Genomic DNA, 26,115 nt, shown 5'->3' on the forward strand with positions numbered 1-26,115 from the left:
GGCTCCGACGGGCCGTCCCGAAGGTCAGGCACCGGCCCCGGACAGGACCCACCGCCGCATCGCCGTGTCGCAGATGACGCTGCCCCACCGGACGAGGTCGTCGAGGTCGGCGGCGTCCATGCGGGCCAGCCGGGTCGGGATCCCGGCGAGCTCCCGGGCCCGGGCCTCCGGGAAGGGCAGCGGATCGGGCAGTTCGTAGTGCGCGACCGCCGACCGGATGCTCCAGTAGGCGCCGGTGTAGTCGCCGCGCCGGTAGCCCTCGACGAGCATGCGCTGGCGCAGGCTGCGCACCTGGTGGTCGATGACGCCGGTGACCCGCTGCAGGTGGCGGAGCCAGTCCCCCGGGATGCGCGCGGGGTGGCCGACGTAGCCGCCACCGTTGCTCACCAGGATCTGCGCACTGCGCTTGATCACCGGCTCGAGCCCGAGGTTGTCGTACACCCCGCCGTCGGTGAGCACCAGCGGGTCGCGGACGCCCTCGGCCAGTGCCTGCGGCACCTCCCGGTCCCAGGCCTCGGCGGGGACGCGCAGTCTCGCGGGCGACAGGAAGGGCGGGAACGCCGACGACGCGCCGACCGCGACCGCCAGCGGAACGGCGACGTTGCGGGCCACCCCCAGCCGGTAGTCGGCGACGTGGCGCTTGGAGAAGCGCACCAGCGACGTCGTCTGCAGGTTGGTGGCGCAGAAGACGAAGCGCGGGGTGTCGGGCAGGTCCTGCAGGGTGGCGTCGCCGAACAGGTGCGCGCGGTAGGCGTCCACCACGGCGTCGGCGATCGTCTGCCGGGGGGTCAGCAGACCGGTGATCACACAGGTCCGGTCGACGTCGCGACCGGCCATCTCCCGGAGCGGCCGGAGGACCAGTTCGTCGAAGTTCTCCGCCCGGCCGGTGGGATCGAAGCGCAGCCGCCGCCAGGCCAGCGCGAGCACGCCCGCGGCGAGGGACCCGCCGGACACCGACGACACGAAGCCGAGCCGTGGCAGGTAGCAGAGCTCGTTGAGCTGCGCCAGCACACCGGCGTGGAACACCATGGCGCGGTAGCCCCCGCCGGACAGGCACAGCGCGACGCCCGCCCGGTCGCGTGGGCGTTCCGCCGGCTCGTCCCGGACCAGCAGGTCCGGCATCGGCGTGGTCACGTGCCGGCCCCCGCGGGCGCCCGCTTCGACCGGGGGCGGCTGTAGATCGGTTCCAGGGGGCGGGCGGCCGCGAGGTCGACGTCGTCGCGTGGACCGTCACCGAAGCGCCACATCCGCAGCTTGCTCCGCACCTTCGCCGGCACCAGGAGCGCGATCGACCCGAGCGGACGCCCGTCGTCGGTGAGCCCGCCGGTGTAGTGGATGCCGAGGTCGGCGTCCTCCGGCTGCCTCGTCCCGGAGCGGGTCGACGGCGCCAGCGCCTCGGCGATCGCCTGCGTCGCCAGCCCGTGCGGAAAGCCGTACCGGCCGCCCCCGCCCACCGAGGAGATCAGGCTGACCGTCGGGTGCACCCGCTCGATCAGCTCGATGTTGATGCCGTGCTTGGACGCGTGATGGGAGACCTTGAGGATGTGCGCGGCCAGGTCGTCGCGCCCGTGTGCCCGGCGGTTGGCGCGGTACACCTCGGCGTCGTGACCCCGGTGCAGGGGCATGAAGTCCGACGTGACGTGCGACCAGGACCGGGTCTGCGCGTCGGCGCCGAGGATGATCGACCACGGGTCGCCGAGTTTGAGGTCCCGGCGCTTCCTGTGCCCGTCCACCATGGCGGTGGAGATCCGGACGGCCGGGAAGTCGATCTTGAGCACGATCGACGCGTCGTTGCAGTCCACGCCGTAGGTGTCGTACGCCGTGCGGAGTCGCACGCTGGGCGCCAGGACGGTGATCTTGATGCCGCCCACGTACCGGACCATCCCGGCGGTGGGCTCGCAGTGCGGGATCCGGGCGTCCTCGACGGCGGCCATGAGCTCGGCGAACGAGCGGGTCGTCGCGTAGTAGCCGGGCTCCCAGAAGTCGCCGATCCCGGCGCCGCCGTAGGTCCGGATGATCTCCGCCAGGCCCTCGATGTGGTCGTCGTGCGGATGCGTGGCGACCACCAGGGCGCAGACCTGGCCGGGGCCCTCCGGCGGCGGGAGGACGCCGCGGCTCCCCAGCCCCGCCATGAGGCGGCGCAGCTTCCTCGTCGAGCCGGCGTCGACCACGAGCGCCCGGCGACGGTCCTCGCCGGGGTGTCTCTTCGGGAGCAGGAGGAGCTGGGAGTCGCCGTCGCCGATGTTGAGCAGGAAGTACACGAGCGCGGTGGGTTCCTGCTCGATGGCGGTGAGCAGATCGGTGCCGGCACGGGCGGGCCAGCGGTCCTTCGGCACGGACCAGCGGTGCCGGCCCGCCGGGGGAGCGCCGCCGGCCGCCGGCAGGACGGGCCCCTTCCAGGGCTCCCGCCGGACGGTGCCGACCTGCGGCGCCGGGACTCCCTTGTCATCCGGGACCTGGCCGAGCCGCTCGGCCTGGGAGTGCTCCTGGACGCCGCCCATCGCCGCGAAGTAGGCCATCTTCGCGACGGTGCGGGCCTCGGCGCAGACGTCGGCGACCGGGCCCGGAACGGCGTCCACCAGCCGCAGGTCGTCGTCCAGGACGACCTCGCCGGTCCCGGCCAGGCGGGCCGAGACCGGCTCGCCGAGCACGGTGGCGAACGCGTCGCCCACCCGGGGGCCGCGCCGCAGCCACCCCTCGTAGAGCCGTTCGTGCAGCTCCCGGCGGTGCACCAGCAGATGCCGGACCCCGGCCCCGAGGTCGAAGCGGACCCGCCCGCGGGGATCCGACGCCGGCCACGGCGAGACGGCGAGCGTCACCGTGTCGCCGACGATCTCGTCCACGACGACGTAGCTCAGCCGCGTGGGATCGGCCAGCAGTTCCGGCGGTACGGACGGCGGCTCCCACGGGCGGAACCCCGCCGGCCGGCCGGCATCCGGATCGTCCGAGTCCACAGCCATGGCGTCCCCCACCCTCAGCGCCGCGGTGGGGTCACCGTGGACCGGTCGGCCCGGCCCCGTCAATGACGTTCGGTGCCGGTGGTCCCGGAGGGATCAGTCGCCGCGCGCGCCCATGGCCGAGCGCCCGGCGCCGGGTGCGGCCTCCGACTCCAGCAGCGGCAGGGTGCGCCACGGGACGAGCTGCGACAGGGCGACGACACTGGTGGACCGGACGACCGCCGAGGACCGGTTGAGCTCGACGAGGACCTGCTGCAGCGCCTCGTGCGAGCTGGCCGCGACACGGCACAGCACGTCGCCGCTGCCGGTGGTCGCGTGGGCCTCGAGCAGGCCGGGGATGGTCTCCAGGTCCCGCTGCACGGCGTCGATGGCGCCCTGCGCGATCTCCAGGGTCACGAAGGCCTGGACGCCGAAGCCGGCCGCGGCCACGTCGATGTCCGGCCCGTAGCCGGTGACCACGCCGCCGTCCTCCAGACGCTGCAGGCGGGCGGACACCGTGGCCCGTGCGACGCCGGTGATCCGCGACAGCTCGAGCGCGCCGGCGCGCGGGTGCTCGCGCAGGGCGGTCAGGAGGGCCACGTCGAGGGCGTCCAGTCGCGGCCGGCTCGTCATCATCTGCCTCCCCTCACCGACGGCTGCTGCGCACAGCCGGGTCGCGCAACTATGCGCTCCGCACAGCAAACGCACCAGCGAGCTAGCTCGATCGAGCAGACAGGCGAGCAGCTCAGGTGCTGCTTGCGCAGTCGCCCGGCCGCGGTGTGCAGTGGTGCCAAAAGCGCCGGACGTCACCCCGTAGGAAGAGGGAACGAGCATGAGCTTCGAGCAGACCTTGAACGACGAGGAGCGCCTCGCCGACCTGAACCTCGACCAGCTCAAGGAGCTCGTCGGGCTCGTGGAGTACGACGCCACCGCCGACCCGTTCCCGGTGTCCGGCTGGGACTCCCTGGTCTGGATCGTGGGCAACGCGACGCAGACGGCCCACTTCTTCCAGTCGGCGTTCGGCATGGAGCTCGTCGCCTACTCGGGTCCGGAGACCGGCAACCGGGACCACCACGCGTTCGTCCTCACGTCGGGTGCCGCACGCTTCGTCATCACGGGCGCCTACGACCCGGCCAGTCCGCTCGCCGACCATCACCGCGCCCACGGCGACGGCATCGTCGACATCGCTCTCTCGGTGCCCGACGTCGACCGGTGCATCGCCCACGCCGCCGCCCAGGGGGCGACCGTGCTGGAGCAGCCGCACGACATCACCGACGAGTACGGCACCGTCCGGATCGGCGCCATCGCCACCTACGGGGAGACCCGGCACACGCTGGTCGACCGGTCCCGCTACACCGGCCCCTACCTGCCCGGGTACGTCGCACGGACGTCGTCCTACGTCAAGCGCGACGGCGCCCCGAAGCGCCTCTTCCAGGCGATCGACCACGTCGTCGGCAACGTCGAGCTCGGCGCCATGGACCAGTGGGTCGAGTTCTACAACCGGGTCATGGGCTTCACGAACATGGCCGAGTTCGTCGGCGAGGACATCGCCACCGACTACTCGGCGCTGATGAGCAAGGTCGTCGCCAACGGCAACCACCGGGTGAAGTTCCCGCTCAACGAGCCGGCCGCCGGCAAGAAGAAGTCGCAGATCGACGAGTACCTCGAGTTCTACGGCGGCCCCGGTGCCCAGCACGTCGCGCTGGCCACCAACGACATCCTCACCACCGTCGACGCGCTGCGCGCCGAGGGCATCGAGTTCCTCACCACGCCGGCCTCCTACTACGAGGACCCGGAGCTGCGGGCGCGGATCGGCGAGGTGCGGGCGCCGATCGAGGAGCTGCAGAAGCGCGGCATCCTGGTCGACCGCGACGAGGACGGCTACCTGCTGCAGATCTTCACCAAGCCGCTGGGCGACCGGCCGACCGTCTTCTTCGAGCTGATCGAGCGGCACGGCTCGCTCGGGTTCGGCATCGGCAACTTCAAGGCGCTCTTCGAAGCGATCGAGCGCGAGCAGGAGAAGCGCGGCAACTTCTGACGGACACGCTGCCGGTACCGGATGCGCGCCGTTCCCGCGCCGCTTCCGGTACCGGAAGCGGCCGCTCGGCGGCGCTCCCGGTGGCGCGCGCTCCCGGCGCCGGACGCGGGCGCTCGGTGCCGCTCTCGGGGCTCAGCCCTTCCGGCGGCGCGCGGTGGGGTCGAGGGCGCGGCCGAGGACGTCGCGGGCCAGGACGACCTGCACCGTGGAACCCCGCCCGACCTCGCGGCCGTCGCCGTCGGTCGCCGTGCACTCGCAGGTGAGGCGGTTCCCGTCCACCGCGACGCAGCGGGCTGCGATCCGCAGCCGGTCACCGACCCAGCTCGGCGCCAGGTGCTCCACCGCCACCGACCGGCCCAGGCCCTCCTCGTCCGGCCCGAGATGGCGGAGCAGGAGCTTGCGGCCGGCCTCCTCGAAGTGCTTGGCCATGTTGTAGGTCGCGTACACCGGGTGCACCGGGCCGAGCTCCTCGAAGTGCACCGTGAGCTCCGGCGTCACGACGACGTCGAGCACCGCCGACTCGCCCAGCGGGACGGGCCGCACGGTCAGGCCCTGCCCTGCGCCGTCATCAGGCGTCGAAGTCGACGGTGACCGCGTCGGTGACCGGCAGCGTCTGGCAGGTCAGCACGTAGCCCGCCTCGACCTCCTTGGCCTCCAGCGCGTAGTTGCGCCGCATGACCACCTCGCCGTCGGTGACCCGTGCCCGGCAGGTGCCGCACACCCCGCCCTTGCAGGCGAAGGGCAGGTCGCCGCGCACCTTCTGGGCCGAGTCGAGGACGGACTCGTCGCGGGGGAGGGCCAGGGTCGTCGTGCGCCCGTCAAGGATGACCGTCACCTGGCTGCTCGGCCCGGTGACCGTCTCCTCGTCCCCGCGCACCGGCTCCGGGGGGATCTCGTCGACGTAGAAGAGCTCCTGGTGCACCTTCTCCTGCGGGACGCCGAGCTCGGCGAGCAGCGCGCGGGCGTCGTCGACCATCCCGTGCGGACCGCACAGCCACCAGTGGTCGACGTTCGGGGCGTCCACCAGGTTCTCGACGAGCGCGCGCAGCCGGGCCTCGTCGAGCCGGCCGCTGGTCAGCTCGGCGTCGCGCGGCTCCCGGGAGAGCACGTGCACCAGCTGCAGCCGGGTGCCGTAGCGGTCCTTCAGGTCGGCCAGCTCGTCGGCGAACATCACCGTGTTGGTGCGCCGGTTGCCGTAGAAGACCGTGACGGTCGAGATCCCGTCCCGCAGCACCGAGCCGGCCAGCGACAGCACCGGCGTGATGCCCGACCCGGCGACGACGAAGACGTGGTCACCGGGCACGGACAGGTCGGCGGTGAACGTGCCCGACGGCGGCAGCACCTCGATCGTGTCGCCCGGCTGCACCTGGTGCACCAGGTAGGAGGAGAAGAAGCCGCCGGGCACCTCTCGGACGCCGACCCGCGGCTGCGCGCCCATCGGCGCGCAGATCGAGTACGACCGGCGCTCGTCGCGGTCGCCGTCGACCCGGCGGAGGGTGAGCGCCTGGCCCGGCTTGAACCGGTAGTCCTCGGCCAGCTCGGCGGGGATGTCGAAGGTGACCGCGACGGCGTCGTCGGTCAGCTTCTCGACCTTCGCGACGGTCAGGGGATGGAACTGCGGGCGGCGGCGGGCGCTCACGGGGGCGTCGGTCGTCGTCGTCATCAGATCTCCTTGACGTGCTCGAAGGGCTCGCGGCAGCTGAGGCAGCGGCGCAGGGCCTTGCAGGCGGTGGCGCCGAACTCCGAGAGCTCCTCGGTGTCGGCCGAGCCGCAGAGCGGGCAGGACGCCGTCCGGCGGGTGGGGCCGAGCTGCAGGGGGATCGGGCCGTCGGTGCGGACCGGCGCCTTGCCGGGCGGCGCGATGCCGCCGGCTGCCAGCGTGCGGCGGCCTTCGTCGCTGATCCAGTCGGTGCTCCAGGCGGGCGAGAGCACGGTGCGGACCTCGACGTCGCCGAAGCCGGCCCGGTGCAGGGCGTGCACGAGGTCCGCCCGCATGACGCCCATGGCCGGGCACCCGGTGTAGGTCGGCGTGATCTCGACGACCACGGTGCCGTCGGCGTCGATTCGCACCGCCCGCAGCACGCCGAGGTCGGCGAGGGTCACCATCGGCAGCTCGGGGTCGGTGACCCGGGCGGCCACCTCCCAGGCCTCCGAGGGGCCACCCGCGTGCTCGTGGCCCTGAGCGGTCTGCGTCATGGCGGTCACCAGGTGGCCGCCGGGTGCTGACGGGCCAGGCCCTGCAGCGCGCCGAGCAGCTCGGCGACCTCCGGGCCGTGCTCGCCGAGGCGGCCGCGCGGGGGAGCCTCGGCCGGCCACTCCGGCAACCGCAGGGTGGCCCGCTCGAGCACCTCGGTCAGCACCGACCGCACCTCCTCGCGGGTGGACGACGGGTCGACGGCGACGCCGGCCGCGGTCAGCCGCCGCTCGAGGTCCGTGGCGGAGAAGACGTCGGCCAGCAGCGGCCACACGGCGTCGACCCCGTCCTGTGCACGCCGGTGGGACTCCGCGGTGCCGTCGCCGAGGCGGAGCAGCCACCGGGCGGCGTGGTCGCGGTGGTAGGCCAGCTCGTGCACGCCCTTGGCGGCGATCGCGGCGAGCACCGGGTCGCGGGACTCGCGCAGCCGCGCGAAGACGGCCAGCCGGACGGTGGCGGCGACCAGCAGGCGGACGATCGTCTGCGCGAAGTCGCCGTTGGGCGCCGCCACCAGGGCGGTGTTGCGGAACTCGTCGGCGTCGCGGAAGTAGGCCAGGGCGTCCTCGTCGGGGATCGACCCGGTGGCCAGCTCCCGGGACCGCCCCAGCACGCCGACCGAGCCGGCGCGGGCCAGCAGCAGCCGCGCCTGGCCGAGCAGGTCGAGCGCGACGTTGGCGACCGCCACCTCCTCCTCCAGCTCCGGTGAGGCGGTGATCCACTCGGTCAGCCGCTGCGCGAGGACGAGCGCGTCGTCGCCGAGCATGAGGCAGTACTCGCCGAGCTCCGCCGGGTCGACGCCGTCGGGAACGGTGGTGTCCACGCCGGCCAGCGGCTCGTCGAAGCCGGTGCCGAAGGCCCAGTGGCCCTCGCCGCCGTGGGCGTGGTCGAGCGCCTCGTAGACGGTTTCCTCGTGCGCCATGCCGTGCCTTCCACTGGTGGGGTGTGGTCTCGGGGTGCCGCTCACATGTGCGGCACGTTCTCCGGGATCTCGTAGAACGTGGGGTGCCGGTAGACCTTGTCGCCGCTGGGGGCGAACATCGGGTCCTTCTCGTCGGGGCTGGACGCGGTGATGTCGGCGGCCTTCACCACCCAGATGCTCACGCCCTCGTTGCGACGGGTGAAGAGATCGCGGGCGGCGTGGACGGCCATCTCGTCGTCCGGCGCGTGCAGCGACCCGACGTGCACGTGGTTCAGGCCGCGCTTGCCGCGGACGAAGCACTCGTAGAGCGGCCAGTCCCGGCGCGCGGTCGCCGCCTTCGGCTCGACCGGCACCTCCGGCCCGGTGGGGACGGCGCCGTGCCCACCCTCGGAAGTCATGCTCATGCCGCCGCCTCCTGCTTCGCTGCGTAGGCGGTCGCCGCCTCGAGCACCCAGGCGTTGTCATCGCGGGCGGCGCGGCGGCGGGCGATCCGCTCGGCGTTGGCCGGGCCGTGGCCGCTGATCACCTGCTTGAACTCCTCCCAGTCGATGGCGCCGAACCGGTAGTGGCCCGTCTCGGCGTCGTAGGAGAGCTCCGGGTCGGGGAACGTGACGCCGAGGGCCTCGGCCTGCGGCACCGACATGTCGACGTAGCGCTGGCGCAGCTCGTCGTTGCTGTGCCGCTTGATGCCCCACGCCATCGACTGGGCGCTGTTGGGGCTGTCGTCGTCCGGCGGACCGAACATCATCAGCGACGGCCACCACCACCGGTCGACGGCGTCCTGCACCATCGCCCGCTGCTCGGGGGTGCCGCTCATCATCGTGAGCAGCAGCTCGTAGCCCTGCCTCTGGTGGAAGGACTCCTCCTTGCAGACCCGGATCATCGCCCGGGCGTACGGGCCGTAGGAGCTGCGGCACAGCGGCACCTGGTTGCAGATCGCGGCGCCGTCCACCAGCCAGCCGATGACGCCGACGTCGGCGTAGGTGAGCGTCGGGTAGTTGAAGATCGAGCTGTACTTCTGCTTGCCCTCGATCAGCTTGTCGGTGAGGTCGGCCCGGTCGGCACCGAGGGTCTCCGCCGCGGAGTACAGGTACATGCCGTGGCCGGCCTCGTCCTGGACCTTGGCGAGCAGGATCGCCTTGCGGCGCAGGCTGGGGGCGGCGAGCAGCCAGTCGCCCTCCGGCTGCATGCCGATGATCTCGGAGTGCGCGTGCTGGGCGATCTGCCGGACCAGCGTCTTCCGGTACCCCTCGGGCATCCAGTCGCGCGGCTCGATCCGGTGTCCGGCGGCGATGGTCGCGTCGAACAGGGCCTGCAGGGCCGCCTCGTCGGGAGGGGTCGGACGGTCGAGCGTGGACGAGGACATGTCGTTCCCTCGGGTCGGCGGCACATGGCGGTCAATAACTGACCGATCGGTCGGTAATGAGTGTGCACCAGTTCCGGCCGCTCCACAACCCCGGATCCGAGCGGTGCCACTTGACAGATCCGGCGCCGGGGAGTTGGTTACTGACCATCCGGTCGGTTATTGGGCGCCTCGCGGTCTCGACGCCGGCCCCGGGCGACGCGCGGACCTCCGAAGGGCGATGGACCATGACTGCAGCTGCCAGTGAGACGACCCGGCGACTGGGGGCGGCCGCCGACCCGTCGCTGCTCGATCCGGCGGAGCGGATGGGCGCCGACGAGCTGCGCGGCGTGCAGCTCGAGCGTCTGCAGTGGTCGTTGCGGCACGCCTACGACAACGTCCCGCACTACCGGGCCGCCTTCGACGCCGCCGGGGTGCACCCCGACGACTGCCGCGAGCTGGCCGACCTCGCCAAGTTCCCGACCACGAGCAAGCTGGACCTGCGGGACAACTACCCGTTCGGGATGTTCGCGGTCCCGCAGGACCAGGTCCGGCGCATCCACGCCTCGTCCGGCACGACCGGCCGGCCGACCGTCGTCGGCTACACCGAGCGGGACATCGACACCTGGGCCGGCGTCATGGCCCGCTCCATCCGGGCGGCCGGCGGCCGGGCCGGCGACAAGCTGCACAACGCCTACGGGTACGGCCTGTTCACCGGCGGCCTCGGCGCCCACTACGGGGCGGAGAAGCTCGGCTGCACCGTCATCCCGATCTCCGGCGGCATGACGCCGCGCCAGGTCCAGCTGATCACCGACTTCGCGCCGCGGATCATCATGGTCACGCCGAGCTACATGCTCACCGTGATCGACGAGATGGAGAAGCAGGGCATCGACCCGCGCTCCACCTCGCTCGAGATCGGCATCTTCGGCGCCGAGCCGTGGACCGAGCAGATGCGCCAGGAGATGGAGGAGCGCCTCGACATCGAGGCGATCGACATCTACGGGCTGTCCGAGGTGATGGGTCCCGGCGTCGCCCAGGAGTGCGTGGAGACCAAGGACGGCCTGCACGTCTGGGAGGACCACTTCTACCCGGAGATCATCGACCCGGTCAGCGGCGAGGTGCTGCCCGAGGGGGAGAAGGGCGAGCTGGTCTTCACGTCGCTGACCAAGGAGGCCATGCCGGTCATCCGGTACCGGACCCGCGACCTGACCCGGCTGCTCCCCGGCACCGCGCGCCCCGGGATGCGACGGATGGAGAAGGTCACCGGCCGCACCGACGACATGATCATCCTGCGCGGGGTGAACGTCTTCCCGACGCAGATCGAGGAGATCGTGCTCCGCACGCCGGGACTCTCGCCGCACTTCGCGCTGGAGCTGACCACCCGCGGCCGGATGGACCACCTCACCGTCCAGATCGAGGCCCGGCCGGACTGTCCGTCGGACCGCCGGGACGGCGCGGCGCGCGAGGTGCAGAAGGCGGTCAAGGACACGGTCGGGACCAGTGTCGACGTGGTCGTCGTCGACCCGGAGACGCTTGCCCGCTCGGTGGGCAAGCTGCAGCGCCTGCATGACTTGCGGAAGCGCTCGTGACCTTGCCCCCGGCCGCGCCGCCGCGCCGCGGGCGGCCCGGCCACTCGCTGGACTCGCTGCTCGACATCGCCGTCGAGGCGTTCATCGAGCGCGGCTACGAGGCGACCAGCATGGACGAGCTGGCCGCCCGCCTCGGCATCACCAAGTCGGCCATCTACCACCACGTCTCCAGCAAGGTCGAGCTGCTCCGGCTCGCGCTCGACCGGGCGCTCGACGCCCTGTTCGCGGTCACGGAGGAGCCGGGTGCCACCACCGGCCCGGCCATCGACCGGCTCGAGCACGTGGTGCGGGGGTCGGTGCGGGTCCTCATCGACGAGCTGCCCTTCGTCACCCTGCTGCTGCGGGTGCGGGGCAACTCCGACGTCGAGCGCGACGCGCTGCAGCGGCGCCGGACGTTCGACCGCCTCGTGACGGAGCTGGTCCGTGCCGCCGAGGTCGAGGGGGACGTCCGCCCCGACGTCGATCCCGCGGTCACCAGCCGGCTGCTGTTCGGCACCGTCAACTCGCTGACCGAGTGGTACCGCCCCGAGCGCGGCCTGAGCGCCGACGACCTGGCCGACGCCCTCGTGACCGTCACCTTCTCCGGCCTCCGCGCCACCCCTGCCTGACACCCGCGAGCTTTCGGTACCGAAAGCTCGACCCGAGTCCCGCGCTTTCGGTACCGAAAGCGCGGAAGGAGCCTTCGATGACCGCACCCATGCTCGAGAGCTACGTCGCCGGCCGGTGGTTCGCCGCCACGGACGACGGCGCGCGCATCGCCGACGCCGTGACCGGCGAGACCGTGGTCCGGGTCAGCAGCACGGGGCTCGACGTCCCGGCGATGCTCGACCACGCGCGAACCGTCGGTGGGCCGGCGCTGCGGGAGCTGACCTTCCACCAGCGGGCCGGCCTGCTCAAGCAGCTCGGGCTCCGGCTGATGGCCGACAAGGACGAGCTCTACACGCTGTCGCACCGCACCGGCGCCACCGACCGGGACAGCGCGGTGGACATCGACGGCGGCTTCGGCACCGTGCTCTCCTACGCGAGCAAGGCGCGCCGCGAGCTGCCCGACGACACCGTCGTCCTCGACGGCGCGGTCGAGCCGCTCGGCAAGCGCGGCACGTTCGCCGGCCAGCACCTGTGGACGCCGATGCGCGGGGTGGCCGTGCAGATCAACGCCTTCAACTTCCCCGTGTGGGGCTTCCTCGAGAAGCTGGCCCCGGCCTTCCTGGCCGGCGTCCCGACGATCGTCAAGCCGGCCAGCCAGACGGCCTACCTCACCGAGGCGGTCGTCCGGAGGATCGTCGAGAGCGGCCTGCTGCCCGAGGGCACGGTGCAGCTGCTGTCCGGCAGCGCCGCCGGGGTGCTCGATCAGCTGACCGGTCAGGACCTGGTGTTCTTCACCGGCTCGGCGCACACCGCCCGGAAGCTGCGGAGCACCCCGTCGGTGGTCGCCAACTCGGTGCGGTTCAACGCCGAGGCCGACTCGCTCAACTGCTCGGTCCTCGGACCCGACGCCACGCCGGACACCCCCGAGTTCGAGCTGTTCGTGAAGCAACTCGTCACCGAGATGACCGTCAAGGCCGGGCAGAAGTGCACGGCCATCCGCCGTGCCCTCGTGCCGCGCGAGCTGATGGACGACGTGGTCGAGGCCACCCGGGCGAAGCTCGCCGAGGTCGTTATCGGCGCCCCGGGGGCGGACGGCGTGACGATGGGCGCGCTGGCCAGCGTCGACCAGCGGCAGGAGGTGCTGCGCGCGGTCAAGGCGCTGCGCGGCGTCGCGGAGCTCGTCGCGGGCGACCCGGACGACTTCGAGGTGGTCGGCGCCGACAAGGACCGCGGTGCCTTCCTGCCGCCGATGCTGCTGCGCTGCGACGACCTCGCGGCCGCCGAGCCGCACGACGTCGAGGCGTTCGGCCCGGTCAGCACGCTTCTCCCGTACGACGGCGTCGCGCACGCCGTCGAGCTGGCCGCGCGCGGGCAGGGCAGCCTGGTCGGCTCGATCGTCACCCACGACGAGGGCGTGGCCCGCGAGTTCGTGCTCGGTGCGGCGCATCAGCACGGCCGCATCCTGGTGCTCGACCGGGACGACGCGAGGGAGAACACCGGCCACGGGTCGCCGCTGCCGGTGCTCGTGCACGGCGGGCCCGGTCGCGCCGGTGGGGGAGAGGAGCTCGGCGGGATCCGCGGCGTGCTGCACCACATGCAGCGCACCGCCGTCCAGGCGTCGCCGGACATGCTGACCGCGATCGGCGGGCGCTGGGTGACCGGCGCGAGGCGCAACGACGACGGCGTGCACCCCTTCCGCAAGTCGCTGGCCGTGCTGCGGATCGGCGACTCGGTGACCGCGGGGCCGCGGGCCGTGACGCTCGAGGACATCGAGCACTTCGCCGAGTTCACCGGCGACACGTTCTACGCCCACATGGACGAGGCGGCCGCCGCGGCCAACCCGCTCTTCGGCGGGCGGGTGGCGCACGGCTACCTGATCGTCTCGTGGGCGGCCGGGCTGTTCGTCGACCCGGACCCGGGCCCGGTGCTGGCGAACTACGGCGTGGACAACCTGCGGTTCCTGACGCCGGTCAAGCCGGGGGAGGAGCTGACGGTCACGCTAACCTGCAAGCAGATCAGCCCGCGGGGCGGCGCCGAGCACGGCGAGGTCCGCTGGGACGCCGTCGTGGTGAACACCGAAGGCAGCCCGGTCGCGACGTACGACGTCCTGACGATGGTCGCCAAGACCTGGCCGCCGGCCGACGGGAGGCAGTGAGCGTTCCACCGGGGCCCGACCGGCCGCTTCCGGCGGCCCGGGTCCGGTCCGTATCCTCGGCCGGCATGCGCCCGGCCGTGGTGGACTCCGGCCGCGGCTGGGTCATGGTCACCGCGGCGTTCGCGGCGATGTTCACCGCCTTCGGGATCGCCTACTCCTTCGGCGCGTTCCTCGAGCCGATGGCCGAGGAGTTCGGCTCCGGCCGCGGGGCCACCTCGGTCTTCTTCGCCCTCACGTCGCTGAGCTACTTCGGGTTCGGCGCCCTGAGCGGCGTCGCGGTGGACCGCTACGGCCCCCGGCGGGTGCTCCTGGTCGGCGGGATCGCCCTCGGCGCCGGCCTGGCCGCGACGTCGCAGGTCGGCGCGCTGTGGATCGGCCTGCTCACCTACGGACTCGGGGTAGGTATCGGGGTCGCCTGTGCCTACGTCCCGATGGTGGCGGTCGTGGGCGGGTGGTTCGAGCGACGGCGCACCCTGGCGATCGGGGTGGCGGTCACCGGCATCGGGCTGGGCACCTTCGCCGTCGCGCCGCTGGCCGCCGCGCTGATCGACGAGAACGGGTGGCGGGACACCCACCTCGTCCTCGGCCTGGCCGGAGGCGCCGTCCTCCTCGTCTGTGCCGCGGTGGTCGCGCCGCCGCCGGTGCAGACCGGGCCGGCCGCTCTGACCCTGGGCGAGGCGGTGCGCAACCGCGACTACCGCCGGCTGTACCTCGCCATGGGCCTCATGGGCGTCGCGATGTTCGTCCCGTTCGTGCACCTGCCGGGATATGCGCAGCGTGCCGGGGTCGACGAGGTCGCGGCGGCCGCTCTGGTCGGGGTGATCGGCGCGGCGAGCGTCGTCGGTCGGCTGGTGCTCGGGGCGGTCGCGGCGCGGACCGGCCCGACCCGCGCTCTGCAGGGGTGCTTCCTCGCCATGGGTGCGAGCTTCGCGCTGTGGGGCATCGGCGGCGGCTACGGCGTGCTGCTCGCCTTCGCCGTCGTGCTGGGGGTCGGCTACGGCGGATTCGTCGCCCTCGGTCCCGCGGTCGTCGCCGAACGGTTCGGCACGACGCGGCTCGGTGGGCTCCTGGGGGTGCTCTACACCAGCGTCGGCATCGGCTCGGCGTTCGGCGCACCGCTGGCGGGCGTGACGATCGACGCCTCGGGCTCCTACGGGCCCGCCATCGCCGGATGCCTCGTGCTCGGGCTCGCCGCGTACCTGACCGTGCTGGGTGTCGGCCGTCGCGCCTGAACGCGGCTTTCCCCCGGTACGAGGGCACCCGACGCGCTACTCGCCGGCGACCCAGCGGATCGGCAGCCGCTTCACGCCGCGCTGGAAGTTGGAGCGCAGCAGCGCCGGGGGGCCGTCGAACCCGACGACGGCCGTCCGGCGGAGCAGCTCGCCGAACAGCGCGCGCATCTGCACGCGGGCGAGCTGTGCGCCCAGGCAGAAGTGCGGACCGTGGCCGAAGCTCAGGTGCGGGTTGGGTGCGCGTCGGACGTCGAAGCGGTCCGGGTCGTCGAACACCCCCTCGTCGCGGTTGGCCGACGTGAACGACACGACCACCTTGTCCCCGGCGCGCATCCGGACGCCGTCGAGCTCGGCGTCGGTGGTGGCGGTGCGCCGGAAGACCATCACCGGCGTCCACCAGCGCAGCATCTCCTCGACGGCGCCCGGCAGCAGCGACGGGTCGGCGCGCAGGGCGCCCAGCTGCTCCGGGTGCTGCAGGAGCGCGATCAGCCCGCCGGGCAGCCCGTTGCGCAGGGTCTCGTTCCCGGCGACGGCGAACAGCCAGAACATGTTCTCGAACTCGGCGTCGCTGACCCGGCCGGCGGAGCCGCCCCGCCCGCCGTCCCCGTCCTCCTGGGCCAGGAGGATCGACATCACGTCGTCGCCCGGTGCGCGCCGCTTCTCCTCGGCCAGCAGCCGGGCGTAGGCGTAGAGGTCGGGCATGCCGGCCCGCGTGCGCGGGTCGGGCATCCGGCCGTCGGCGCCGGGGGAAGGTCTGAGGGCCAGCGCCTCGCGGGCCATCGCCGTCCCGGTGGTCCCGTCGAACGCGGCCGACGACGCGTAGTCGGGGTCCTGCCAGCCGATCACGCGGTTGGACCAGTCGAACATCAGCCAGCGGTCCTCGGGCGGCACGCCGAGGACGTCGGCGAGACTGATCAGCGGCAGCTCGGCGGCGACGTCCTTGGCGAAGTCGCAGCGGCCCTCCTCGGCGCCGTCGATCATCCGGTCGACCAGCCGTGCCGCGGTCGCCTCGATGCCGGCGGTGAGCTCGGCCACGGCGCGCGGGGTGAACGAGCGGGACAGCAGCCGCCGGAGCCGGGAGTGGTCCGGCGGGTCCATGTTCAGCATCATCCGGCGCACCCACGCGAGGTCGGCCGCGTCCCGGACCTGGGTGGCACCCAGCCAGGAGGAGAACGTCGCCGGGTCGCGCAGCACGCGCTCGACCTCGGCGTGCCGGAGGACCAGCCAGAAACCCGGACCCGCGGCCTGGTCGTGCAGGGCCGGCTCGTCCACCCACGTCACCGCCCCCGCGGACCGCAGCCGGCGCAGCGCCTCGAGCGGCGGGCCCTGCTGGTAGGTCGCCGGGTCGACGACGGCGCGGACGTCCGGGGCATCGACGTCGGACATGGCGGACCAGCTCCCGATGGGTCGTCGACCTGCGCCTGCGCGGTGGCGCTCCTACCGTATGGGCCACGGTGCACCCGGCGTCCGACCCAGGAGCGCGACATGGCCGTCTTCCGCATCCTCGAGGCGAAGGCACGTCCGGGCGGGATCGACCGTCTCGCCGAGCTCCTCGTCACGCAGAACGACCGGGTGGTCGCGTCCGCGCCCGGGGCCCTGTTCGCCCAGGCGCTGCGCAGCGGCGACCAGGTGCTCGCGGTGTCGAGCTGGGAGAGCACCGAGGCCATGCAGGGCTACCTCGACCTGGACGCCACCCGCGAGTTCTACCGGGCGCTGCCGGAGCTGCTCATGGGCATGCCGACCATCCGCACCTACGAGGTGATCGCCCCGGACGGCGGCGGGGACGGTTGGCAGACCGCCGGACAGGGTGGGCGGCCATGACCTGGTACTACCCGAAGGGCTGGACCGACCAGGAGGACGGCGTCGAGCAGGTCGTGATCCACTACGTCTGCACGCCGCCGGAGCAGTGGCCGGACTGGTCGTGGGGGCACGAGTCCCGGGTGCTCGAGGACCGCGGCGGCTTCCCGCGGAACCGGCTGAAGGTGCTGCGCATGCCGCGCGACGTCTGGGACATCCAGCACGGCCGGTCGACTCCCGAGTACCGCTTCCACTACTACTTCGAGGTCTTCCAGAACGGCCACCGCTGGACGACGGACCGGTTCACCGAGGACATCGTGTACCGCGACCTCGAGTACGTCGACGACCACGGCTGGACGACCAACATCTGCATCTACTGGTCCGTGGGTGACTGGTCGGCCCCGGTCTACAGCCCGATGGAGGACCCCCGCTTCCCGGTCGACTCCGAGTTCCGGGCCACGAAGTACTACTCGTACCAGGACAAGGAGCGTTTCCACCACGACAAGTTCTGGATGCTGCAGTCGATGGAGCGGCCGCACCGGTGGCGGTCGCGCATGTACGGGCCGCGCGGGACCACGCTGGTCCAGCAGTACCACGTCGGGCGGATGTACCCGCCGGAGGAGAAGGACGAGTTCTGGCTGGGCCCCGACGGCCGGTCCGCCCCCGGCGGCAACTACTGGGTCCACGCCCTCTAGCGCCCAGCCCAGTGCCCGAGTCGTCGTCCCGTCCGATCGCGAGGTGCCCGTGAGTGAACTGACCGCGGCCGTCAGGGCCGAGACCGAGCAGCTGTTCGGCCTGCGCCGGACGTGGGTGGACACCGTGCCGGGGATCGAGATGGTGCAGGTCCACTACGCCTGGACGGCGCCGGGACGGGAGCCGGACTGGGAGGCCGCCGACACGCGCGTGCTCACCCCCAGCGAGGACTCGCCCGGCCTGCGGACCGCGGTCATCGAGGTGCCGAGGCAGGTCGACGGGAGCCGCGAGTACCTGCTGCACCACTTCTTCTTCCTCGTCACCGGGGACGAGTCGAGCACCTCGCCGGTGCTCACCGAGGAGATCGTCGCCCGCGAGATCACCTACACCGACGACACCGGGGCGTGGACCCACGTGGGCATCGGCTGGGGCGTCTCACCGGGCCTGCCCGACCTCGCGGCGCCGAACTACACCGCGGCCGCCATGGAGGGGCTCTCCTTCGAGGACGCCGGGGCGGGGGCGCCGGCCGAGCCCGCGCCGATCCACGAGTTCGTGCGGGCCCAGCCGCTCCCGCACGTCTTCCACGGCCTCGTGTGGGGTCCGCGCGGCTTCGACCTGGGCTACGTGTTCCACCTGGTGCGGGCCGGCGGCCCGCGACCCGAGGACGACACGGAGGTGTGGGAGGACAACGGCGGGAGCGGGTGGACCATCAGGCTGTGACCGCCCCGGACCCCCGTCTCCCGCTGGAGTGGATCTCGCCGGCCGGGGATCGCACGCCGGGCGGCCGGGTCCGCTACCGCGGCTCCCTCGCGGCGTCCGACCGCCCGCTGCACCTGCACCTCGGCTTCGACGGCTCGCCGCCACCGTTCCGGGACGTGGTCCTGGAACGGGAGGACGACGGTAGCTGGACCGCGGAGATCCCCGACACCGACGGGCACGTCCTCCTCGACTGCGCCGTCTCCGCGTCGCCCGACTACTGGGACAACAACGCCGGCGCCAACTACCGGCTGTGGGTCGGCCTGGACCCGGTCGACGCGCACGTCCACGCGCGCAGTCCCGGCCTCGACCCGATGGGCCTCGACAGCCTGCGGATCGCCCTCGCCTCCGGCGGCATGACCCACGGGCTGGTGTCGTGGCAGGACAACGACTTCGTCGACCGGGCGACGCGCGGACTTCCCTGGCTGACCCGGCTGGTGTGGGTGAGCCCCGGCGGCCCGGGAGTCGACGACGTCCGCCGGCGGCTGACCGGTGGCGCGGTCGGGCTGAAGCTGCACCCCTCCTACGACGAGTACCCGGCGGACGCGCCCGGCCTGGACCCCTTCCTGGAGGTCGCGGCCGAGGCGGGGGTCCCCGTCGCGGTGCACACTGCTCCCGGTCCCTCCGATCCCGACCTCATCCGCAGGCTGGCCGACCGGTTCCCGCAGGTGCCGTTCGTGCTCTACCACACGTTCCTCGGCCATCCGGAGGGTCGCCGCCGGGCCGCCCGGCACGCCCAGGAGATGCCGAACCTGCACCTCGAGACCTCCTGGTGCCGCTCGGAGGAGGTGCGGCGGCTGATCGACGAGGTCGGGGCCGGCCGGGTGCTGTTCGGATCCGACGCCGCCGTGGACGGGCCGGTGCACTTCGTCCGCTCGCCGCCCAACATCGAGATGACGGAGAACTACAACCAGAGCCTGCTGCGCCTGGCCCGGCAGCTGCCGGCGGAGACCCTCCGGGCCCTGCTCGAGGACAACACGAGGCGACTCTTCGGCCTGGCGGCGCCCGAGCGGCCGGAGCAGGCCCCCGAGGACGTCCGGGCGCTGTTCGCCGACGCGCTCGCGATGGCCGGGTCCGTCATCGCGGCGGTGGGGCCGGGCGACCTCGAGCGGCCGACGGCCTGCGCCGGCTGGGACGTGCGCGACGTGCTCGGGCATCTCGTGGCCACCGTCCGGCAGGCGGAGCAGGTGGCCCGGGGAGCGGGGCCGCCGAGGGCCGGCGTGGCACGCCTCGAGCGGCGGGACCGGTGGGGACCGACCTTCGACGCGGCCGCGCGCAAGGCGAGGCTCGCGTGGGCCGACGGGGCCCCCGTGCCGGCCGACGTCCGGGTGCCCTGGGGGCTCGTGCCGGCACCGGTCGCCCTGGCCGGCTTCGTCCTCGAGCTGGTCGCGCACACGCACGACGTCGCCGGGAGCATCGGCCGCACGGAGCTGCTCGACGACCGGCTCGGGACCGCGGCCCTCGGGATCGCCGAGCGGTTCCTGCCCGCCGCCCTCCGGAGCGACGGGGCGGCGTTCGCCGGGCCGGTGCAGGTTCCGCCGACCGCCGGCGTCTACGCGCGGCTCGCCGCGTTCCTCGGCCGCGCGCAGCGCTGACGGTCAGCGGCGCGTGGCCAGGACCGCGATCTCGTGGGCCGACTCGACGGTCGGCGCGGAGGCCAGGGCGTGCCCGAGCGCGCGCTCGTTCCGGTGCTGGTCGCGGTGGGACCGGTGCCGGGCGAGGACGGAGCGGAGGGTGGTCATGACGGATCCTTCCGAATTCAGGTGAGGCGACTTCAGGAAAGGGGACTGACGACGGCGTAGACGTCGTCGTCACGGACGAACGTCGCCTCCGGGAGGAGGCGACGGATGAGCCACTGGATGCGGTCGTTGTCGGGCTGCACGGTGGCGGTGAGGGTCGTGACGCCCCGCGAGCGGGCCAGCGCGAAGAGCTCGGAGAGCAGCTGACGGCCGAGGCCGACGCCCTGCCACGCGTCCTCGACGACGACGGCGAACTCCGCCGTCGACGGGTCGGCGGGGGAGCGGTCGTAGCGGGCGACACCCACCACGTCGCCGCCCACGTCGGCGACGACCGCCTCGCGCAGGTCGTGATCCACGTCGACGAGCCGGTGGACGGCGTCCGGCGGGAGGCCGTGCAGCGGGGCGTGGAACCGGCGGTAGACCGCCTCGCGCGACAGCCGCGGCCAGAGCCGGTGGAACCGCGGCTCGTCGTCGAGCTGCACGGGCCGGGTCGCGATCGCGAGATCCATCTCCGCCTCCTGGGTTCGTGACCTGAACTCTGCTCCTCCGATCGAGGTTCGTCAAGTGAACTCAGCAGGGTTATGCTGCGGATGTGAGCGAGCCCTCCTACGACCGGTCCCGGTGCTCCGTCGCCGGCACCCTCTCGGTGATCGGCGAGAAGTGGAGCCTGCTCGTGCTGCGGGAGGCCTTCCTCGGCGTCCGGCGGTTCGCCGACTTCCAGCGGATCCTCGGGGCGCCCAAGGCGGTGCTGACCGACCGGCTGACGACCCTGGTGGCGGCCGGCATCTTCGCGCGCGTGCCCTATCAGGCCGACGGGGAGCGGCAGCGTCACGAGTACCGGCTGACCGACAAGGGCCGCGACCTCTATCCCACCGTGGTCGCGCTGATGCAGTGGGGCGACCGCTACCTCGCCGAGCCGGGTGCCGCGCCGCTCGCGCTCGAGCACCGGGACTGCGGTGCCGCCATCCGGCTGGAGCTCACCTGCGAGGCCGGCCACCCGGTGGCCGGTCCCCGCGACGTCCGGCCGGTGCGCCGGACCGCGACCGGCTGACGTCCGGTCGGTCCCTGCGGCGCTCGCGGCACCGGGCGCCCGCCCGGACGGGGCTGCGACGGGCGGCAGGACACGACCGGGCGGCGTAGCGTCCGGAGGACCGTCGTTTCCAGGGGACGTCGATGGCTCTGCTCCGCCGGATCGAGGCCGCGCGCGGCGCGGCGGCCACTGCTGCGCGCCTGGCCGTGACGGGGGCCGTGCTCGCCTCCGTGCCCGCTGTCGCGACCGTCGGGTTGCTCGCGGAGCCCACCCGGTTCGCCGGGCGGCTCGCCCGCGCCGCGGCCGACACCACGGCCGCCGTCGCCGGCGGCTCCCTGCACCTCGCCAAGGCTGCCGCCGTGTCCGGGACGCGTGCCGTCGGCACGGTGGTGACCGGCTCCGACCCGATTCCCGACGGGCACGTCCGGCACCTCGCCGACGTCGCCCGCAGCATGCTGGAGCCGCCGCTCGCCCGGCACACCCGCCGGATCTGGGCCGACCGCGGACACGTGCACATCGAGGTCGCCGCCCCCTCCGCGGAGGAGCAGCCGGAGATCCGCCGGGCCCTCCGCCGTCACCTGGAGCGCCTCGAGGGCGTCGAATGGGCGACGGTCAACGACGTCGTCGGCCGGGTGCTGATCGGGATCGACGACCGGCGGGTCTCCGTCGAGGAGGTCGTCGGCGTCGTCACCGCGATCGAGCAGGCCCGCGGGGCACGGCAGGTCTTCCCGCAGCGGCTCGACCACCCGGCGGACCTCGAGCCACTCCTGGCCGCGGTCCTCACCGCCGCGGTGGACGCCGCCGCGGTCGGGGTCGCCTTCGCCGGCAAGGTGCTGCCGGTGCCGGCGGTCACCCGGCACATCACGCTCGCCATCGCCCTGCTGGATTCCCAGCAGTGGCTGAAGGACGCGCTGGAGGCGCGGATCGGGCCGGTGGGCACCGACCTCGCCTTCGCCGGGACGAGCGCGCTGCTGCACGCCCTCACCCAGAGCCCGACGGTGCCCGCGATCAATGCGGCCGCCGCCCTGCAGCAGGCGCTGGAGATCCGCGCCCGACGCCAGGTGTGGCGACGTCGCGAGCCGGAGCTGTGCCGGCCCGAACCGGAGCAGGATCCCGCCGAGCCGGTCGAACCGCCGGGGACCCGTCCCGGACCGCTGCCCAAGGGCCCCATCGAGACCTACCGCGCCCGCCTCGGCCCGACAGCACTCGGCGGCGCGGCAGTGCTCCTGCCCCTGACCCGGCGTCCCGGCCGGTCGGCCGACCTGCTCAAGGCGCTGACCCCCAAGGCCGCGCTGCTCGGCCGCGAGTCGTTCGCCGCCGCGGCCGACTTCCTCATGTGCCGCCGCGACGTCCTGCCGATGGACGGATCGGCCTACCGGAGGCTGGACCGGATCGACGCCGTCGTCCTCGACGCCGAGGCCCTGTGCACCGGCCCGCCGGTCGTGATCGACGCGGTGCCCGATGCCGAGGACTGGGACACGGCCGCGGTCTGGACCGCCGCCGCGCACCTGCTCGGGGATGCCGCTCCGGAGGAGGAGGGGAGCGCGCGGCTGCGGCTCGGACCGCCCCGGACCTCCGGCGACGCCCCCGGTGGCGAGGTGCGCTCCCTGCTCCAGGGCCGCCGCCGGATCGGCGAGGTCACGGTCGCCGCCGAACTGGACCCGCACGCGGAGGCGCTCCTCACCGCCGTCACCGAGGCCGGTCACCGGCTCGTCCTCTCGCCGCACGTGGGCACGCGGGCGATCGCCGCGGCGGCGGACGAGATTCCGCCCGTCGACGAGTCGCTCGCGGACACGGTGCGGCGGCTGCAGACCGACGGGCGCGGCGTGCTCGTCGTCTCGGCGGTGAACGGACCGGCCCTGCTGGCCGCCGACGTCGCGGTCGCCCCCGTCCTGGCCGGACGCGCCCCTGCCTGGGGCGCCGACCTGGTGACGCCGCCCGGACTCACCTCCGCCTGCCGCCTGGTCGCGGCCACCGTCCTGGCGCGGGCGGTGAGCCGGCGGTCGGTCGGCACCGCGCTCACCGGCAATGTGCTCGGGGCCCTGCTGGCCGCGGTCGGGAGCGCCCGGTACGGGCAGCGCAAGGCGACGGCGCCCGGCAAGACCGCGACCACGGTCACCATGCTGGACGGCGCCTGGACGGCCGTCCGGCTGGCCCGGCGTCCCGATCCGGCCCCCGCGGTGCACACGCCCTGGCACGCGCTGGAGCCCGACGACGTCCTGCGCCGACTGGAGGACCTGCCGGAGGAGACGGTGCCGGCGCCCCGCCCGCTGCTGGCACCCGTGCGGGCCGTCGGCGCGCTCCCGCTGGTCCGGGTGCCGGCCCGCTTCGCGCGCACGGTCGCCGCCGAGCTGGCCGATCCGCTGACGCCGATCCTGGGCACCGGCGCCGCCGCGACCGCGATGCTGGGCGAGTCGACGGACGCCGTCCTGGTCGGCAGCGTGACGATCGGCAACGCGCTGATCAGCGGCGTCCAGCGGCTGCGCGCCGAGACGGCGCTGGAGTCGCTGCTGCTCGAGCAGGACGTCTGCGCCCGCCGCGAGAACGACGGCGGGACCGAGGAGGTGCCGGGCAGCGCGCTGCGCCTGGGCGACGTCCTGCGGGTGGCGGCCGGTGACGTCCTGGCCGCCGACGCGCGGCTGCTGGAGGCGACCGACCTGGAGGTCGACGAGTCCAACCTCACCGGCGAATCGCTCTCGGTGTCGAAGTCGGTGCCCGCCACGCCCGGGGCGGAGGTCGCCGACCGCACCTGCATGCTCTTCGACGGCACCACCGTCGTGGCCGGGTCCGGGCGCGCCGTCGTCGTGGCCGTCGGGTCCGGCACCGCGGCCCCACCGGCCGGCGTCCAGGCGCGGCTCGGTGAGCTCACGCGCGCGGTCCTGCCCCTCACGCTCGCCGGTGGCGGGGTGGTCACCGCGCTGGGCGTGCTCTGGGGCCGCCCGCTGCGCGAGGCCGTCGGCTCGGGGCTGGCCATCGCGGTCGCCGCGGTGCCCGAGGGGCTGCCCCTGGTCGCGACCGTCGCCCAGCAGGCCGCCGCCCGGCGGCTGTCGAAGCGCGGCGCCGTCGTGCGCAGCGCTCGGGTGCTCGAGGCCCTCGGCCGGGTGGACACCGTCTGCTTCGACAAGACCGGGACCCTGACCGAGAACCGGCTCCGGGTGGTCCGCCTGGTCGCCCTCGACGGGTCCGGGGAGGACGACGTCCTGCGGCTGGCCGCGGCGGCGATGGCCGACGGTGACGACCGCGCCCACGAGACCGACCGCGCCGTGGCCGATGCGGCCGCCGACCGGGACCTGGCCGGGGACGGCGACCCGGAGGCGTGCCTGCCCTTCGCGACGGACCGCGGGTTCTCCGCGGCGGTCCGGGACGGGCGCCTCGTCGTGAAGGGGGCGCCGGAGGTGGTGCTGCGCCGCTGCGCCGACGCTTCCGGCGTCCAGGAACGCGTCCAGGAGCTGGCGGGGGAGGGGCTGCGGGTGCTCGCCGTCGCAGACCGGGAGGTGCAGGGCCGGCCCGAGGACCTCGACGACGCGGCCCGGGAGCTGACCCTGCGGGGTCTCGTAGGCCTCGCCGACACCCTGCGGGAATCGTCGGTGGCCGCCGTCGAGCAGCTGCGCGCCGCCGGCGTGCGCGTGCTGGTCGCGACCGGGGACCATCCCGAGACGGCCGGGGCCATCGCGGCGCAGGCGGGCATCCCGGACGGGGACCGGGTGGTCACCGGCGCCCAGCTGGCCCGGGCGTCGGACACCGAACGGGCGGAGCTGGTCCGGACCTCCGCCGTCTTCGCCCGGCTGTCGCCGGAGCAGAAGGTGACCCTGGTGGCCGCCCTGCGCCGGTCGGGGGCGACCCTGGCGATGACCGGGGACGGCGTGAACGATGCCGCCGCCATCCGGCTGGCCGACGTGGGCGTGGGGGTCTCCGGCGCCGAGTCACCTGCCGCGCGCACGGCCGCCGACCTGGTGCTGACCGATCAGGACCTGACCCGGCTGGTCGACGCGATCGCCGAGGGCCGGGCGATGTGGTCGCGCGTGCGGGACGCGGTGTCGGTGCTGGTGGGCGGCAACGCCGGCGAGGTGGCGTTCACCGTGCTCGGCACCGCCTTCGGGGGGCGGGCCCCGCTCGGCACCCGCCAGCTGTTGCTGGTCAACCTGCTCACCGACATGTTCCCGGCACTCGCGGTGGCGGTCGCGACGCCGCGGGCGGCCACCGTGGAGGCGGCCGAGGCCGGGCCCTTCTCCGGGCATCCGCTGGCGCCGGTCCTGCTCGCCGGGCCGCAGCGCGGCTTCACCGACACGGTGCGCCGGATGGTGCTGGTCCGGGGCGCCGCCACCACGGTCGGCGCGACCGGCGCGTGGGCGACCGGCCGGCTGACCGGCCCCTTCGGGCGGGCCAGCACCATGGGGCTGGCCGCGCTGATCGCCACCCAGCTCGGGCAGACGGCGTGGGCCGGGCGCAGGAGCCCGCTGGTGCTGGGCACCGCCGCCGGCTCCTTCGCGGTGCTGTTCGCGCTCGTCCAGACCCCGGGGGTCAGCCGGTCCTTCGGCTGCACGCCCCTGGACCCGCTGTCCTGGCTGGTCGTGCTCGGCTGGGCCGCCGCCGGGACCGTGACCGCTGAGGTCGGCCCCGCCGTGATCGAGCGCCTTCGCCCGGGGACCGCAGATGCGTGACGCGGAGGCCCTGGAACCGTTCGCCGGGATGTGGGAGGTCGAGGCACGGTTCCCCGCACGCGAGCCACCCGTCGTGCGGGGCACCTCGACCTTCGGCTGGCTGCTCGGGCACCGCTTCCTGGTCCAGCGGGCGCAGACCGACCACCCCCAGGCGCCCGACAGCGAGATGATCATCGCCCCGGACCCCGGCCTGCCCGCCGGCTACCGGGCGCACTACTTCGATTCGCGCGGCGTGGTGCGGCTCTACGAGATGAGCTTCGACGGCCGGGAATGGACGCTCGCCCGCACGGCACCCGACTTCACCCCGCTGGACTTCGCGCAGCGGTTCGTCGGGACCTTCAGCGAGGACGGCGCCACCATCGCCGGCCAGTGGGAGACCTCCCCCGACGGCGCCGACTGGCAGCCGGACTTCGAGCTCGTCTACCGCCGGACCGGCTGAGGGCCGG

At 73.9% G+C, this 26,115-nt stretch carries 24 protein-coding genes; 12 read left to right on the top strand and 12 right to left on the bottom strand.

What is annotated here, in order from left to right:
* Window positions 1-24: 24 nt before the first annotated feature.
* The 3 genes from E4P39_RS17640 to E4P39_RS17650 all read right to left on the bottom strand — a co-directional run bounded on the left by E4P39_RS17640 (window position 25) and on the right by E4P39_RS17650 (window position 3,569).
* On the bottom strand, window positions 25-1,134 hold the full coding sequence (locus tag E4P39_RS17640) for a patatin-like phospholipase family protein (RefSeq protein ID WP_209306592.1): 1,110 nt from the start codon (window positions 1,132-1,134) through the stop codon (window positions 25-27).
* The gene (locus E4P39_RS17645) at window positions 1,131-2,960 is read right to left on the bottom strand and encodes a hypothetical protein (RefSeq protein WP_135137890.1); all 1,830 of its coding nucleotides are present in this window, start codon (window positions 2,958-2,960) and stop codon (window positions 1,131-1,133) included. The genes E4P39_RS17640 and E4P39_RS17645 overlap by 4 nt, the downstream gene beginning before the upstream one ends.
* 93 nt (window positions 2,961-3,053) lie before the next feature.
* Window positions 3,054-3,569 (bottom strand): Lrp/AsnC family transcriptional regulator, encoded by a 516-nt coding sequence (locus E4P39_RS17650; RefSeq protein WP_135137891.1) that lies wholly within the window; start codon window positions 3,567-3,569, stop codon window positions 3,054-3,056.
* Between the two features lie 199 nt (window positions 3,570-3,768).
* Between E4P39_RS17650 and hppD the strand changes: the two genes are divergently transcribed.
* Window positions 3,769-4,974, top strand: a complete 1,206-nt coding sequence (gene hppD / locus E4P39_RS17655) for a 4-hydroxyphenylpyruvate dioxygenase (RefSeq protein WP_135137892.1) — start codon at window positions 3,769-3,771, stop codon at window positions 4,972-4,974.
* A 132-nt stretch (window positions 4,975-5,106) separates the two neighbouring features.
* Here the strand turns inward: hppD and E4P39_RS17660 are convergent, their stop codons facing one another.
* The 6 genes from E4P39_RS17660 to paaA are packed head-to-tail and all read right to left on the bottom strand — an operon-like array spanning window position 5,107 to window position 9,453.
* Entirely contained in the window at window positions 5,107-5,517 is a 411-nt protein-coding gene (locus E4P39_RS17660) for a hotdog domain-containing protein (protein ID WP_135137893.1), read from the bottom strand.
* 25 nt (window positions 5,518-5,542) lie between these two features.
* On the bottom strand, window positions 5,543-6,637 hold the full coding sequence (paaE, locus tag E4P39_RS17665; RefSeq protein ID WP_135137894.1) for a 1,2-phenylacetyl-CoA epoxidase subunit PaaE: 1,095 nt from the start codon (window positions 6,635-6,637) through the stop codon (window positions 5,543-5,545).
* Complete coding sequence (paaD, locus tag E4P39_RS17670) at window positions 6,637-7,170, bottom strand: 1,2-phenylacetyl-CoA epoxidase subunit PaaD (RefSeq protein ID WP_135137895.1); 534 nt, start codon at window positions 7,168-7,170, stop codon at window positions 6,637-6,639. The genes paaE and paaD overlap by 1 nt, the downstream gene beginning before the upstream one ends.
* A gap of 5 nt (window positions 7,171-7,175) precedes the next feature.
* Window positions 7,176-8,087 carry a 1,2-phenylacetyl-CoA epoxidase subunit PaaC gene (paaC, locus tag E4P39_RS17675; protein ID WP_135137896.1) on the bottom strand — a complete coding sequence of 304 codons (912 nt, stop codon included), beginning with the start codon at window positions 8,085-8,087 and terminating at the stop codon, window positions 7,176-7,178.
* Window positions 8,088-8,128: 41 nt separating this feature from the next.
* The gene (paaB, locus tag E4P39_RS17680) at window positions 8,129-8,491 is read right to left on the bottom strand and encodes a 1,2-phenylacetyl-CoA epoxidase subunit PaaB (protein ID WP_135137897.1); all 363 of its coding nucleotides are present in this window, start codon (window positions 8,489-8,491) and stop codon (window positions 8,129-8,131) included.
* Window positions 8,488-9,453: a 1,2-phenylacetyl-CoA epoxidase subunit PaaA gene (gene paaA / locus E4P39_RS17685; protein WP_135137898.1), complete on the bottom strand. Its 966-nt coding sequence runs from the start codon at window positions 9,451-9,453 to the stop codon at window positions 8,488-8,490. The genes paaB and paaA overlap by 4 nt, the downstream gene beginning before the upstream one ends.
* Window positions 9,454-9,677: 224 nt before the next feature.
* On the opposite strand from paaA, the gene paaK reads away from it, so the two are divergent.
* The 4 genes from paaK (at window position 9,678) to E4P39_RS17705 (ending at window position 14,993) form a co-directional block, all read left to right on the top strand.
* Entirely contained in the window at window positions 9,678-11,018 is a 1,341-nt protein-coding gene (gene paaK / locus E4P39_RS17690) for a phenylacetate--CoA ligase PaaK (RefSeq protein ID WP_135137899.1), read from the top strand.
* Entirely contained in the window at window positions 11,015-11,626 is a 612-nt protein-coding gene (locus tag E4P39_RS17695) for a TetR/AcrR family transcriptional regulator (protein WP_135137900.1), read from the top strand. Before paaK ends, E4P39_RS17695 begins: the two co-directional genes overlap by 4 nt.
* Before the next feature lie 77 nt (window positions 11,627-11,703).
* Window positions 11,704-13,761 carry a phenylacetic acid degradation bifunctional protein PaaZ gene (gene paaZ / locus E4P39_RS17700; protein ID WP_135137901.1) on the top strand — a complete coding sequence of 686 codons (2,058 nt, stop codon included), beginning with the start codon at window positions 11,704-11,706 and terminating at the stop codon, window positions 13,759-13,761.
* A 65-nt stretch (window positions 13,762-13,826) separates the two neighbouring features.
* On the top strand, window positions 13,827-14,993 hold the full coding sequence (locus E4P39_RS17705) for an MFS transporter (protein WP_135137902.1): 1,167 nt from the start codon (window positions 13,827-13,829) through the stop codon (window positions 14,991-14,993).
* Window positions 14,994-15,029: 36 nt separating this feature from the next.
* On the opposite strand, the gene E4P39_RS17710 is transcribed toward E4P39_RS17705, so the two are convergent.
* A complete protein-coding gene (locus tag E4P39_RS17710; protein ID WP_135137903.1) occupies window positions 15,030-16,379 on the bottom strand; it encodes a cytochrome P450 in 1,350 nt (449 codons plus the stop codon).
* Window positions 16,380-16,478: 99 nt separating this feature from the next.
* Here E4P39_RS17710 and E4P39_RS17715 point away from each other — a divergent pair, with 99 nt between their 5' ends.
* The 4 genes from E4P39_RS17715 to E4P39_RS17730 are packed head-to-tail and all read left to right on the top strand — an operon-like array spanning window position 16,479 to window position 19,834.
* Window positions 16,479-16,814, top strand: a complete 336-nt coding sequence (locus E4P39_RS17715; protein WP_135137904.1) for an antibiotic biosynthesis monooxygenase — start codon at window positions 16,479-16,481, stop codon at window positions 16,812-16,814.
* Window positions 16,811-17,485 carry a hypothetical protein gene (locus E4P39_RS17720; protein WP_135137905.1) on the top strand — a complete coding sequence of 225 codons (675 nt, stop codon included), beginning with the start codon at window positions 16,811-16,813 and terminating at the stop codon, window positions 17,483-17,485. Before E4P39_RS17715 ends, E4P39_RS17720 begins: the two co-directional genes overlap by 4 nt.
* A gap of 49 nt (window positions 17,486-17,534) precedes the next feature.
* Window positions 17,535-18,203, top strand: coding sequence for a hypothetical protein (locus tag E4P39_RS17725; protein WP_135137906.1), 669 nt, complete (start codon window positions 17,535-17,537; stop codon window positions 18,201-18,203).
* A complete protein-coding gene (locus tag E4P39_RS17730; RefSeq protein ID WP_135137907.1) occupies window positions 18,200-19,834 on the top strand; it encodes a TIGR03086 family metal-binding protein in 1,635 nt (544 codons plus the stop codon). The genes E4P39_RS17725 and E4P39_RS17730 overlap by 4 nt, the downstream gene beginning before the upstream one ends.
* Before the next feature lie 3 nt (window positions 19,835-19,837).
* Here E4P39_RS17730 and E4P39_RS22420 read toward each other — a convergent pair whose 3' ends face one another.
* Together E4P39_RS22420 and E4P39_RS17735 are read right to left on the bottom strand one after the other, a co-directional pair.
* Window positions 19,838-19,981, bottom strand: a complete 144-nt coding sequence (locus tag E4P39_RS22420; RefSeq protein WP_167761930.1) for a hypothetical protein — start codon at window positions 19,979-19,981, stop codon at window positions 19,838-19,840.
* 32 nt (window positions 19,982-20,013) lie between these two features.
* Complete coding sequence (locus tag E4P39_RS17735; RefSeq protein WP_135137908.1) at window positions 20,014-20,487, bottom strand: GNAT family N-acetyltransferase; 474 nt, start codon at window positions 20,485-20,487, stop codon at window positions 20,014-20,016.
* Window positions 20,488-20,570: 83 nt separating this feature from the next.
* Between E4P39_RS17735 and E4P39_RS17740 the strand changes: the two genes are divergently transcribed.
* The 3 genes from E4P39_RS17740 (at window position 20,571) to E4P39_RS17750 (ending at window position 26,108) form a co-directional block, all read left to right on the top strand.
* A complete protein-coding gene (locus E4P39_RS17740) occupies window positions 20,571-21,029 on the top strand; it encodes a helix-turn-helix domain-containing protein (RefSeq protein WP_135137909.1) in 459 nt (152 codons plus the stop codon).
* A gap of 122 nt (window positions 21,030-21,151) precedes the next feature.
* Window positions 21,152-25,669 carry a cation-translocating P-type ATPase gene (locus E4P39_RS17745; RefSeq protein WP_135137910.1) on the top strand — a complete coding sequence of 1,506 codons (4,518 nt, stop codon included), beginning with the start codon at window positions 21,152-21,154 and terminating at the stop codon, window positions 25,667-25,669.
* A complete protein-coding gene (locus tag E4P39_RS17750) occupies window positions 25,662-26,108 on the top strand; it encodes a hypothetical protein (protein ID WP_135137911.1) in 447 nt (148 codons plus the stop codon). Before E4P39_RS17745 ends, E4P39_RS17750 begins: the two co-directional genes overlap by 8 nt.
* The last annotated feature ends 7 nt before the right edge of the window (window positions 26,109-26,115 follow it).

The sequence above is a fragment of the Blastococcus sp. CT_GayMR19 genome (assembly GCF_004570385.1).
GTDB lineage: Bacteria > Actinomycetota > Actinomycetes > Mycobacteriales > Geodermatophilaceae > Blastococcus_B.